Annotated in this window: 12 protein-coding genes; 6 read left to right on the top strand and 6 right to left on the bottom strand. The window is 73.4% G+C overall.

The genetic code is table 11. The features are described 5' to 3' along the window. Window positions 1-89: 89 nt before the first annotated feature. Complete coding sequence (locus tag ACZ7L4_RS41915; protein ID WP_472110368.1) at window positions 90-728, bottom strand: TetR/AcrR family transcriptional regulator; 639 nt, start codon at window positions 726-728, stop codon at window positions 90-92. A gap of 171 nt (window positions 729-899) precedes the next feature. On the opposite strand from ACZ7L4_RS41915, the gene ACZ7L4_RS41910 reads away from it, so the two are divergent. Then, window positions 900-1,469 (top strand): DUF4232 domain-containing protein, encoded by a 570-nt coding sequence (locus tag ACZ7L4_RS41910; RefSeq protein ID WP_472110366.1) that lies wholly within the window; start codon window positions 900-902, stop codon window positions 1,467-1,469. A gap of 130 nt (window positions 1,470-1,599) precedes the next feature. Next, window positions 1,600-1,821: a hypothetical protein gene (locus tag ACZ7L4_RS41905; RefSeq protein ID WP_472110364.1), complete on the top strand. Its 222-nt coding sequence runs from the start codon at window positions 1,600-1,602 to the stop codon at window positions 1,819-1,821. Between the two features lie 9 nt (window positions 1,822-1,830). Here ACZ7L4_RS41905 and ACZ7L4_RS41900 read toward each other — a convergent pair whose 3' ends face one another. Further along, window positions 1,831-2,130 (bottom strand): DUF5133 domain-containing protein, encoded by a 300-nt coding sequence (locus ACZ7L4_RS41900; RefSeq protein ID WP_472110362.1) that lies wholly within the window; start codon window positions 2,128-2,130, stop codon window positions 1,831-1,833. Between the two features lie 106 nt (window positions 2,131-2,236). Continuing rightward, window positions 2,237-2,947 (bottom strand): PP2C family protein-serine/threonine phosphatase, encoded by a 711-nt coding sequence (locus ACZ7L4_RS41895; RefSeq protein ID WP_472110360.1) that lies wholly within the window; start codon window positions 2,945-2,947, stop codon window positions 2,237-2,239. Between the two features lie 285 nt (window positions 2,948-3,232). Between ACZ7L4_RS41895 and ACZ7L4_RS41890 the strand changes: the two genes are divergently transcribed. Further along, window positions 3,233-5,584: a helix-turn-helix transcriptional regulator gene (locus ACZ7L4_RS41890; protein WP_472110358.1), complete on the top strand. Its 2,352-nt coding sequence runs from the start codon at window positions 3,233-3,235 to the stop codon at window positions 5,582-5,584. Between the two features lie 77 nt (window positions 5,585-5,661). Further along, window positions 5,662-7,401, top strand: coding sequence for a sensor histidine kinase (locus ACZ7L4_RS41885; protein ID WP_472110356.1), 1,740 nt, complete (start codon window positions 5,662-5,664; stop codon window positions 7,399-7,401). 11 nt (window positions 7,402-7,412) lie between these two features. Here ACZ7L4_RS41885 and ACZ7L4_RS41880 read toward each other — a convergent pair whose 3' ends face one another. From ACZ7L4_RS41880 to ACZ7L4_RS41870, 3 genes are all read right to left on the bottom strand, one after another. Continuing rightward, on the bottom strand, window positions 7,413-8,123 hold the full coding sequence (locus ACZ7L4_RS41880) for a response regulator (RefSeq protein ID WP_450812155.1): 711 nt from the start codon (window positions 8,121-8,123) through the stop codon (window positions 7,413-7,415). A 129-nt stretch (window positions 8,124-8,252) separates the two neighbouring features. Continuing rightward, window positions 8,253-8,711, bottom strand: a complete 459-nt coding sequence (locus ACZ7L4_RS41875) for a Crp/Fnr family transcriptional regulator (RefSeq protein ID WP_422412088.1) — start codon at window positions 8,709-8,711, stop codon at window positions 8,253-8,255. A gap of 283 nt (window positions 8,712-8,994) precedes the next feature. After that, window positions 8,995-9,582, bottom strand: a complete 588-nt coding sequence (locus ACZ7L4_RS41870) for an Rv1733c family protein (RefSeq protein ID WP_472110354.1) — start codon at window positions 9,580-9,582, stop codon at window positions 8,995-8,997. A 245-nt stretch (window positions 9,583-9,827) separates the two neighbouring features. Between ACZ7L4_RS41870 and ACZ7L4_RS41865 the strand changes: the two genes are divergently transcribed. Next, window positions 9,828-10,685 carry a universal stress protein gene (locus tag ACZ7L4_RS41865; protein WP_472110352.1) on the top strand — a complete coding sequence of 286 codons (858 nt, stop codon included), beginning with the start codon at window positions 9,828-9,830 and terminating at the stop codon, window positions 10,683-10,685. A 76-nt stretch (window positions 10,686-10,761) separates the two neighbouring features. Continuing rightward, complete coding sequence (locus ACZ7L4_RS41860; protein WP_472110350.1) at window positions 10,762-11,763, top strand: LacI family DNA-binding transcriptional regulator; 1,002 nt, start codon at window positions 10,762-10,764, stop codon at window positions 11,761-11,763. The last annotated feature ends 69 nt before the right edge of the window (window positions 11,764-11,832 follow it).

The raw sequence follows: 11,832 nt of genomic DNA, 5'->3' as shown, positions 1-11,832 counted from the left end.
GGGTACTTCGGTGGTGCTGATGCGGGGAGAGGGGGAGAGCGGGGATCCGGGGTGACCGCGAGGGGGAGGTGGTCACACGGGTGGCGCGCCTACTGCACGGCGGCCGGTCCCAGCAGCGTGCGCAGCGAGTCGAAGGACTCGCGTACACGCTCGGCGGGACCGTCGTGGTGATCGCTCGACTGCTGCCACCGCTTGATCCCGCTGCGCACGGTCGCCATGGCGACTCCCGCGAGCAGTTCGGCCGCCGCGCCGTCGGGCGGGGCGCCGGTGCGCCGGGCGACGAGTCCGGCGAGGTCCCGTTCGACCGCCTCGCACTGGGCGAGGAACGTGGCGAGGACCGAGGGCACGCCGTCCGCGATGCGCAGCAGGTCCTCCAGTTCCTGCGGCTCGGGGACCGCTTCCTGGAGGTGGTCGGCGAGAATGTCGCCGAGGTCGCGCAGCACGGCGTCGGTCCCGCTCCCCTCCCCCTCGGCGAACCGGTCCGCGAGTGCGGGCGGCACGGTGCCGGGCAGGGCGAAGAGGGCGGCTTCCTTGCTGGGGAAGTAGTTGAAGAAGGTCCGCGGCGAGACGCCGACCTCCTTGCTGATCATCTCGACCGTGACCTGCGCGAAGCCGTGCTCGCGGGCCAGCCGGACCGTGGCCGCGTGCAGCTCGGTGCGCGTCTGGCGGCGCCTGCGCGCGCGCAGCCCCTCGGCGGGGGCGCTCGGCTGCTGGTCGGAGACGGTCACGAGCGTGATTCTTGCACACCGTGCAAACCTTGCGCGCACTGCACCCCCGGCCTCGCGGCGTGCCCCGGGTCACACTTTCGCGCTAGGGTCGTATGCCTGGTTTCATCGCATTTCATTCGTTTGGCGGCGGTGAACGACCAGGCCGGACCAACCAAGGAGTCGGGAGTTCCGATGCGCGCTCGTCACGTCTCTCGTCACGCCGCGGCGGCCGCCGTCGCCGCCCTCGCCCTGACCGCACTCACCGTGCCCACCGCGGGAGCAGCCGACTCTGCCTCGCGCGCGGCTCCCGAACGCTGCGGCGAGAACGATGTGACCGTGCGCGCCCGGCCCTCCGACGACAACGCCGACATCCTGAGGCTGAGCGTGCGCAACGACTCCTCGAAGGCCTGCCTCGTCGACCGCGTCCCGACGGTCACGTACGGAGAGCTGGACGGGGCGGCGCTGCCGTTGCCGATGGTGCCGCACGCCGGTCGGGCGCTGGCCGCGCACGACACGGCGTACGCGGCGGTCCTGTCGGTGTCCGACCCTGAGGATGCCAAGGACGAGGCGCCCGCCGTCATGTTCGTGACGGTCGCGGCGATCCCCGATCACCAGGGCCGCAGCTTCCAGGCCCTGACCCTCGGCTCGCCGACCGGTGTGCGGGTGTGGGAGCCGGTGACGACCCTGTGGCAGTCGTCGGCCCCGAAGGCCCAGCAGGTGCTGGAAGAGCAGACCACGGGCCGCGACACGATGGCGGTCTGACGCCCCACCGGCCCGACCGCTCGGGACCATCGCCCCGGCATCCGGGACCTTGGCCCGCCCCGCGGCCCGGCACTCCGCTCCTAGCCTTGGTCACTCCCCCGTACCTCCGCACGGAGACCGAGGCACGACGATGGCCCACCTCCCCTACCCGAGCGGTCCCCGCCCGGCGCGGCACAAGCGGCGCTCGACGCGCTCCCGGCTCGCGCTCGGGGGCAGTGTCGCCGCGACCGCCGTCGCCATCGGCGTGATCACGGCGTCCGGCGGCGCCAACGGCGCGAGCCAGGGGCCCGCGCCGCACGTCGACCGGAGCACGGTCGACTTCGGCGCCGTCGACCGGACAGCGGCGCGCTGAAGCCCGGTCTCACCGGTGTCGACGGGCGTGCGGCGTCCTGCGCCGCCGCGCGGAGAGCATCGAGTCGTCGTGCACGCGCGCCCCGGGCAGCCGATGCCGGGCGGCGACGAGCGCGGCGTCCACGTCGCCCGTGCCGGTGGCCACGCAGAGGCTGTATCCGACGTCGTCGAGCCGGCGCTGCGCGGCGGGTCCGCCCTCGTCGGCGTCGAGCGCGCTGAGCATCTCGTACTCGCGGACGAGGTCGGTCAACAGGGCGGGGTGGGCGAGGAGCATGATCTGCAACTCCCTTCCGTCGTCGTCTGCTGTCACACGGTCCGCCCTCCGACTCCCCTGTCACAGGGGACGAAAACTGGTTCGGGGCAACGGATTTCCCAAAGCGCCGCGCGGCGACGGACAGCGGCGGACGGGCAGCCGGCTAGGTGTTCGCCGGCTCCAGCGCCAGCAGGGTGGCATCGTCCTGGAGGTGGCCTCCGGCGTGGTGCAGCAGGTCGGCCGAGAGGGCGGCGGTGAACGGGGCGAGCGGCAGTTTGCTCAGCTCGGTGGCGCGCTCCGTGAGCGGGTAGAACTCACCGTCCGCGTCACGGGCCTCGGTGGCTCCGTCGGTGTGCAGCAGCATGCGGTCCCAGGCGGTCGCCGATATCTGTTCCGCGCCGCACCAGCCGTGCGCGAGGTCGAGCAGGCCGAGCGGCGGCGCGGGGGCGGGCACGGCGGCCGGGACCGCCGCCCCGTCACGGATCAGGAGGGGCGGCGGGTGCCCGCAGCAGACCACCTCGGCGGAGCCGTCGGGAGCGACCGTCACCAGCGTGGCGGTGACGAAGCGGTCGGGCTCCTCGGAGTGCGCGACCAGCGAGTGCAGCCGCACGGCGAGCACCTCGAGGGTCCGCTGCACGAGGGCGAGGCGCTGCCAGGTGCGCAGGACCGTGTCGGCGGTGCGGGAGAGTTCGGCGCCCTTGCCCATCACGTCGCCGATGAGCAGCCGCGTCCCGTACGGCGTGTCGACGACGCCGTGCAGATCGCCGCCCGCGCCGCCGTCCGCTCCCGTGCCCGCCGCCAGTCGCCGGGCGCTGACGCCGAGCGTGCCGAACGTCTCGGGCAGGGAGGTGGTCGACGACGGACGGGCTGTCATAAGGGCCTTTCGGAAGGGGCCGGAGATCTCGGCTCCGGTTGTACCGGTGGGGCGCTGCTCGGCCGGCGCGACAGCCGTGGCGTTCCCGGAAGTGTAGTCAGCCGGACGCTCCGTGTGACGGTTTCCCCGAAGTGCGCGCGGAAATCGGGGGGACTTGCGCCAACGCCCGCTCTGTCCTGTCCCGTTCGGGTGGTCGTCCCGTGAAGGGGGTACGCCGGGACCCGCTTCGGCCTAGCCTGGCGACGGCAGTCGCCACCCTCCGTACCCGCACGAGGTGAGCCCCCTATGAACCCCAGTCCCACCCGGCGCACGCCGGGCGAACTGCCCGCGGAGACGACCAGTTTCGTCGGGCGGCGCCGGGAGCTGGTCCAGGTCGCGGACGTGCTGACACGGGCTCGGCTCGTCACGCTGACCGGGCCGGGGGGCGTCGGCAAGACCCGGACCGCGGTGCGCGCGGCGCGCGACCTGCGGGGCCGGTATCCCGACGGCGTGCGGCTCGTGGAGCTGTCCGCGCTGCGCGATCCGGCGCTGCTCGCGAACGCGGTGGCGGCGGCGCTCGACCTGCCGGAGCAGGCGGCGCGGCCCGCCCTCGAGGTGATCGCCGACCATCTGGAGGACCGCGAGCTGCTGTTGCTCCTGGACACCTGCGAGCATCTGGTCGACGCGTGCGCGGTGCTCTGCGACGAACTGCTGCGCTCCGCGCCCCGGTTGCGGATCGTGGCCACCAGCAGGCAGCCGCTCGACGTCCCCGGGGAGCACGTCCTCGCGATCGGCCCGCTGAGCATGCCGGAGCCGGCGGGCGGGGGCGAGCGGGAGTGCGACGCGCTGGCCCTGTTCGCGGACCGGGCGTCCGCGGCGGTGCCGGGGTTCACCGTGAGCGGGGACAACAGGGCGGACGTGCTGGCGCTGTGCCGTCGGCTCGACGGGATCCCGCTCGCCATCGAACTCGCGGTCTCCCGGCTGCGCGTGCTGTCCCTCGACGAGATGCTGGCGCGGCTCGACGACCGGTTCCGGCTGCTCACGGGCGGGCGCCGCACCTCGGTGCCGCGCCATCAGACGCTGCGTACGGCGATCGGCTGGAGCCATGATCTGTCGACGGCGGCGGAGCGGCTGCTGTGGGCCCGGCTGTCCGTGTTCGCGGGCGAGTTGAGCCTCCAGGCCGCCGAGACGGTGTGCGCCGACGAGGACGTCCTGCCGGTCGAGGACGTGCTGACCTCGCTGATCGGGCTCGTCGAGAAGTCGGTCGTGGTGCGGGTCGAGACGCCCGAGGGCACCCGCTACCGGATGCTCGACACCATCCGTGAGTACGGCCAGGAGCAGCTCGCCGTGCTCGGCGGCGAGGAGCGGGCCCGGCGCCGCCACCTCGAGTACTTCCTCGACGCGGCGCGCGCCTTCGACCAGGAGTGGACGGGGGACGCGCAGATCCCGCTGCTGCGGGCGCTGGTGCGGGACCAGGCCAATGTCCGGGTCGCCCTGGAGTACTGCCTGGCCACGCCCCGGCTGCACTGCGACGGCCTGGACATGGCGACGGCGCTGTGGGGCTACTGGCACGCGACCGGGCTGCTCACCGAGGGCCGCTACTGGCTGCGCCGCACGCTTGACTGCTGCCGCGACGAGACGCCGCAGCGCGTCAAGGCGCTGTATCTGATCAGCTGGTACATGGACATCCAGGGGGAACGGGGCAAGAACGAGGCGCTGTTGAAGGAGGCCGAGCAGGTCGCCGAGCGGATCGGCGACCGGGTGGGCGCCACATGGACGCTCGCCTTCCAGGCGCACCGCCGCTACTTCCTCGGTCAAATGGAGGGCTGCGCCGACGACTTCGACGAGGCCCGGGCCCGGATGACGACCCTCGGCGACGAGACGGGCCTGCTCATGCTGGGCTTCTACGCCGGGTTCATGCTCATCATCTCCGGTGACCACGAGAAGGGCATCGCCTGGTGCGACGACTCGCTCGCACGCGGCGCCGCGCATCCGGGCGAGCAGTGGGCCCGCAGCTGGGCCCTGTGGGTCAAGAGCGTGGGCCTGTGGCTGAAGGGCGATCACGAGGCGTCCATGGAGTGCTCCCGCGAGGGCATCCGCAGCAAGGCGGCGCTTCACGACCTGATGGGGCTCGCCCACTTCATGGAGGGGCTGGCCTGGTACGCGGCGCGGCTGCGGCGCTTCGAGCGGGTCGCCGCGCTGCAGGGCGCGGCCGACGCGCTGTGGCGCCGGGCCGCCAAGGAGGCCAGGTTCGGCCTCCCCGTGCTGCACGAACTGCACGCGCACGCCGCGGAGCTGGCCCGCGAGGTGCTCGGTGCCGACGGGTACCACCACTCGTTCGAGGAGGGCGCGGCGCTCCCCTTCGACTTCGTGCTCGACCTGGCGCTCGACGACGAGTCGGCGCCGTCCCCCGACGTGCCGCCGCAGCGCTCGGGCCCCACCGACGGTCTGACGCCCCGTGAGCGGCAGGTGGCCGCTCTGGTCGGCGAGGGGTGCACCAACCGGGAGATCGCGGCGAAGCTCGTGGTGTCGAAGCGGACGATCGACTCCCATGTGGAGCACATCCTCACCAAGCTCGGCTTCACCTCCCGTTCCCAGATCGCCGCGCTGCACGCCGCGTCCTCGGCGGACTCCCCCGTTCCACCGTCCGAGGTCTGACGAAGCAGGTCATAGGGGCGCGAACAGCCGCTACCTTGAGTACGAAACGACACCTCACCGAGGCCCACGGAGGCCGGATGGCCGAGGACGGTGCACGGGGGTCGGGCCCACTGCCGAGGTTGCGGCTCGACGAACTGCTCGAAGAACTCCAGGTACGCATCGGCGCGGTCCGCCGTACCCGGGACCGGCTGCAAGGGCTGCTCGAGGCGGTCCTGTCGGTGGGGCAGGAGCTGGATCTCTCGCAGGTGCTGCGGCGGATCGTCGAGGTGGCCGTGGTCCTGGTGGACGCCGAGTACGGAGCGCTCGGGGTGATCGGCGAGGACCGGCGCAAGCTGTCGCAGTTCCTGCCGGTCGGGATCGACGACGAGCTGCGCGCGGTGATCGGAGATCTGCCGTCGGGGCACGGGCTGCTGGGCGAGCTGATCCGGCACCCGGAGCCGCTGCGGCTCTCGGAGCTCGCCGACCATCCGGCGTCCGCGGGCTTCCCGCCGCACCACCCGCCGATGCACACGTTCGTCGGGGTGCCGATCCGGGTCCGTGACGGCGTGTTCGGGAATCTGTACCTGACGCAGAAGCGCGGCGGCGGCGACTTCGACGACGAGGACGTGGCGGTGCTGCAGACGCTCGGCGCCGCGGCGGGCGTGGCGATCGAGAACGCGCGGCTGTACGAGGAGGTCCGGCTGCGCGAGCGCTGGCTGCAGCTGAGTGCCGAGTTCACCGGCAGCCTGCTGTCGGGGGCCGACGAGTCCGAGGTGCTGCGCCTCATGGTGGACCGGGCGCGGGAGATCACCGCGGCGGATCTCGGGGTGGTGGCGCTCCTCGTCCCCGGTGACCACCAGCTGCACGAGATGCTGGCGCTCGGCGAACGCGCCCAGGCGCACAGCGATGTGACGCTGCCGCGCGAGGGGACCTTCGCCGGGGCGGCGCTCTCCGCCGGCGAGCTGGTCACGTCGGACGACATCCGCAAGGACCCGCGGATCACCTATCAGCCGGACCGCTGGGACGGTCTCGGGCCGGCCGTGGCGGTGCCGATCGGTACGTCGGAGGGGGTGCGCGGGGTACTGATGCTGGCCCGACGGGCCGAGCATCCGCCGTTCTCCGCGGCCGAGTTGATACCGCTGAGCGGATTCGCGGGGCAGGCGGCCCTCGCCCTGGAACTCGCGGACCGGCGGCGGGACGCGGAGCAGATGAGCCTGCTCGAGGACCGGGACCGGATCGCCCGCGACCTCCACGACCTGGCGATCCAGCGGCTGTTCGCGACCGGGATGACGCTGCAGAGCGCGCAGCGGTTCGTACAGCATCCGGAGGCGGCGGAGCGCCTGCTGCGGGCCGTGGACGATCTGGACACCACCATCAAGATCATCCGTTCGACGATCTTCGGCCTGCGCGACCGCGGCGGCCCGCCGACCGGCTCCGGGCTGCGGGTGCGGGTCGTGCGGGCCGTGGAGGACGCGGCTCAGGTCCTGGGCTTCACCCCGTCGTTGCGCATGGAGGGCCTGATCGACGCGGATGTGCCGGGGACCTGCGCGGACGACGCGCTGGCCGTGCTCGGCGAGGCGCTCACGAACGTGGCCCGGCACGCACGGGCGTCGTCCGCCGACGTGGCCCTCGTGGTGCGGGGCGGGTCGCTGACGCTGACCGTGGCGGACAACGGCGTGGGGATCTCCACCGATGCCGACGGGCACCGCAGCGGTCTCGCCAACCTCGCGGCCCGCGCCTCCCGGCGCGGCGGGGCGCTGACGGCCACGGCGCGGGCAGCCGGCGGCACCCTCCTGGAGTGGACGGTGCCGCTCGTCTCAGCGCCGCAGGACTCGTGAGCCGGTGGCGGTCACGGCCGGTACCTGTCCTGCGGCAGCTTCGTCGCGATCACGGCGGCCTGGATCCGGCGCTCGACGCCCAACTTGGCGAGCAGCCGGGAGATGTTGTTCTTCACCGTCTTCTCCGACAGGAAGAGCCGTGCCCCTATCTGCCGGTTGGTGAGCCCCTCCCCCACCAACGCGAGGATGTCCCGCTCCCGTTCGGTCAGTTCGACGCCCTCGGCCGGCGGCGCCCCCGCGGTCTCGGACTCGGCGGGGCCGCCCTGTTCCGGGCCGCGCAGGCTGCGCATCAGCCGGGCCGTCGTCGCCGGGTCGAGCATGGACTCGCCCGCGGCCACGGTGCGCACCGCGGAGACCAGGTCGGAGCCCTTGATCTGTTTCAGTACGTAGCCGCCCGCGCCGGCCATGATGGCGTCGAGCAGCGCGTCGTCGTCGTCGAACGACGTCAGCATCAGGCAGCTCACGTCCGGGATGAGGACCCGCAGTTCGCGGCAGATCGTGATGCCGTCGCCGTCCGGGAGGCGCACGTCGAGCACGGCCACGTCGGGGCGGAGCGCGGGGCCGCGCGCGATCGCCTGCGCGGCGGTGGCGGCCTCGCCGACGACGGTCATGTCGGGTTCCGCGCCGAGGAGGTCGCGCAGGCCGCGCCGCACCACTTCGTGGTCGTCGAGCAGCAGGATGCGTATGGGCCGGTCCGCTGAGAAAGTACGTGGCTGTGACATACGGCCCCCTCGGCTGTGGTGTTACCCAGACGGGTAGGTGCGAACCCGTCTAGATCCTGGGGCCGGACGGACTGATCCGCCAGGGCCGAACGGTACCGTTCACCCGGCCCTGGCGGCCCGTCGTCGGTGCTACGCGGCCCCCGATCCGTAGGGGGCGTAGAGGTCGAGCAGCCGGGTGCGGGTGACGCTGAGCCGGTGGGCCAGCACCCCGCCCACCCACTGGGCCACGAACGAGCCGAGGCCGGGGTCGGAGGCGCACAGCAGGCGCACCGTGAAGGCGTCGAACTCGTGGGCCCTGACCCGGGTCTCGGCCCGTGCGCCGAGCTGCCACACGTACGGCGGGAACAGCCATGACCAGCCGATGAGTTCGCCGTGGCCGAGGTACTCGACGACGGGGGCGTGCCGGCCGGGCACCCGCATGTCGAGGGCGACGGTGCCGCTGCGCAGGAGCCAGAAGCGGTCGGCGCGGGAGCCCTCGTCGAAGAGCCGGGTGCCTTCCGGGAAGCTCACGTCGCGGGCGAAGCGCATCAGCCGGCCGCGGTACTCCTCGGGCAGGGTCTGACTCATCCGCGGTGCCGTGGTGGTCATGGGCGGCCTCCTTCGGGGGCTCGGGCGACGTCCGGGAGCGCTTCCCTTCGGGGCGCCGCCGGGGCCCTGCTGTCGGCGGAGCAGGGGCTCCGGCGGCGCCATCGCGTCGTGCGGACGGCGTCCTTGCGATACCTCGACGATGCCGGGTCGCGGCCCCCGAGGGCAGGGGCCGAACGGCTCCGGAGCCGGGCCCTGTCGGCTCTGGCGGCGGGCCCGTCAGGTCCCTGAGCAGGCGCTTTGCGGCGCCGCCCGGCTCCCGTCCGGCTCAGCAGGGGGCCTGCGCCTACGCGTGCCGCCGGCTCCACTCGGGCCCCACCCGGCGCCAGTCGCGCTCCCATGCCGCGATCCTGCGGTGGTCGAGTACGCGGCGCAGGAGGCAGCGGGCGAGCAGGGCGAGGGTCGCGGTGGTGGCGGTGACCAGGAAGGCGGCGGTGAGCGCACGGGCCCAGATGGCCTCGGAGCCCCAGGGCTCGGTGGTGACCCGGCCGTGCCGGTCGAGCCAGACGGTGGCGCGCTCGCCCCGCTCGAGACCTGCGGAGACCGGGGCCTTCGCCACGACGGTGCCCCGGCCGTCCTCGGTCCAGCGGACCTTGACCGGGTAGGTGACCGCGTTCTGCACGCCGCTCTGGGACGGCACGTAGTCCGGGGCGTTCTCGACGAGTGTGGCCCGCACCTGCTGGCGCTGCGCCACCTGTGCGCGGGCGTGCCCGGCGGCGTCGGCGTGGGCTCCCCAGCCGGCCGCGACGCCCGCGAGGGGCGCCACCAGCAGGGCGAGAAGTCCGAGCAGCAGCGCCGCCCACCCCTCGACCGCGTCCGACCTGCGCCGCAGGGGGTTGCCCTTGGCTTGCCTGAACTTCTTGCAGGTCGTCATCGTCACCTCCCTGCCAGGGTAGAACCACGCTCGCGCTCCCGGGCGCCTTGGCACAGGGGCCGAACGGCCCCTCGCCAAGGGCCGGTTCGCCTCTCCCTGCGCAGGTCGGGCCGGTGAGAAGGTCCCTGGCACCGGGGCCCGCGAGCACCCGATCCGGCCGTGCTCCACACGAGTGAGCACCGCCTGGCGTGGAACCCGCACCGGAGGCACACCATCCGCGTCATCGCCACGGAGAGGTTCCCGACATGACCAGTTGTCGCGTACTCAGCGTCGGGACCGACGCTTCACGTGAGAGCGTCCACGCCGCGGACTGGGCGGCCCGCGAGGCACTGCGCCGCCGACTGCCGCTGCGGCTCGTACAGGCGGCGGGGACACAGCGTCCCGCGCCCCGGCTGCCGGACGTCGATCTGCCCGACCGCGGGGTCCTCGACGTCGTGGCCCTCCGTCTCTCGTACGCCCATCCCGCCCTGGAGATCATCGCCCGGCGCCGCGCCGAACAGCCGGTGGCCGCGCTCCTGGAGGCGGCCGCGGAGTCGGAGACCCTGGTGCTCGGATCGCGGGGCTTCACCGGCTACTCGGGGTTCTTGGTCGGCTCGGTCGCCCTGGCCGTCACGGCGCGCGCGACGCGCCCGGTGGTCCTGGTGCGGGCCGGCGGGCTGCCGCAGGACGAACAGGAGGGGCCCGACTTCCACCCCGTGGTCGTGGGGCTCGACGTGACGGCGCCCGCCGACGAACTCCTCTCGTACGCCTTCGAGGCCGCGGCCCTGCGCGGCGCACCGCTGCACGCGCTGCACGCCTGGACGCTGCCGCCGCTGCGCGGCACCTCGCCCGGCGGGGCGATGCCGGGCGACGCCGCGCGCCAGGAGGAGCGGCTGCGCCGGTCCCTCACGGACGCGGTGCGGACCTGGCGCACGAAGTATCCGGAGGTGCGGGTCGAGGAGCGGCTCCTGTACGGGCAGCCGGGCCACCATCTCCTCAAGGCGGCCACGACGGCGAGCCTGACGGTCGTGGGCCGGCGGACCGACGCCTCCCATCTGGGCTGCACCGCGCACTCGGTCGTGCACCATGTGACCAGCCCGGTCGCGGTCGTCCCGCACAGCTGACCGCGCGGAGCGCGGCCACGACGAATGTCCCCATCACGCAAACGGGACGCAAGTTCTTGCGCTAATCTTGCGCTCCATGACGCGCAGACTTGCTCAGGTGGCGAAAAAGGTCGGGGTCAGCGAGGCCACGGTCAGCCGGGTGCTCAACAACAAGCCCGGCGTCTCGGAGGCGACGCGGCAGTCGGTGCTCACCGCGCTCGACGTCCTCGGCTACGAGCGGCCGACGCAGCTGCGCGGTGAGCGGGCCCGCCTGGTCGGCCTGGTCCTGCCCGAGCTGCAGAACCCGATCTTCCCCGCGTTCGCGGAAGTGATCGGCGGCGCGCTCGCCCAGCAGGGGCTCACCCCGGTGCTGTGCACCCAGACGAAGGGCGGCGTCTCGGAGGCCGACTACGTGGAGCTGCTGCTCCAACAGCAGGTCTCCGGCGTGGTGTTCGCGGGCGGCCTGTTCGCGCAGGGGGACGCCGAGCACGGCCACTACCAGCGGCTCGCCGAACGCCAGGTGCCGGTGGTGCTCGTGAACGCGGCCATCGAACGACTCGGCTTCCCGTGCGTGGCGTGCGACGACGCGGTCGCCGTGGAGCAGGCGTGGCGGCATCTGTCCTCGCTCGGCCACGAGCGCATCGGCCTGGTGCTCGGCCCCGACGACCACATGCCTTCGCAGCGCAAACTCGCCGCCGCGCGCGCCATGGAGGGCAGGCTCCCCGGCTCGGCGGTCGAGCGGGCGATGTTCTCCCTGGAGGGCGGGCACGCCGCGGCGGCCCGGCTCATCGACCGCGGCATCACCGGCATCATCTGCGCCAGCGACCCCCTCGCCCTCGGCGCGGTGCGGGCCGCCCGCCGCGCGGGACTGACCGTACCCGGCGACATCTCGGTGGTCGGCTACGACGACTCGGCGTTCATGAACTGCACCGAGCCGCCGCTGACCACGGTGCGCCAGCCGATCGAGGCGATGGGGCGGGCCGCGGTCGAGCTGCTCGTCGCGCAGATCCAGGGCGGCACGGTGCCGCCGGGTGAGCTGCTGTTCGAGCCCGAACTGGTGGTGCGGGGCTCCACGGCGCCGCCGCCCCCGGCCTCGTAGGAGGCGCTCGACTCCCCCGACAAACCCGCCTGTTCATTTTTTGCGGAATACGCGCGACATCTTGCGCCC

The sequence above is a fragment of the Streptomyces sp. NPDC107575 genome (assembly GCF_055657265.1).
The sequence above is the reverse complement of the archived record's forward strand: the minus strand, read 5'-3'. Positions and strand labels throughout refer to the sequence as shown.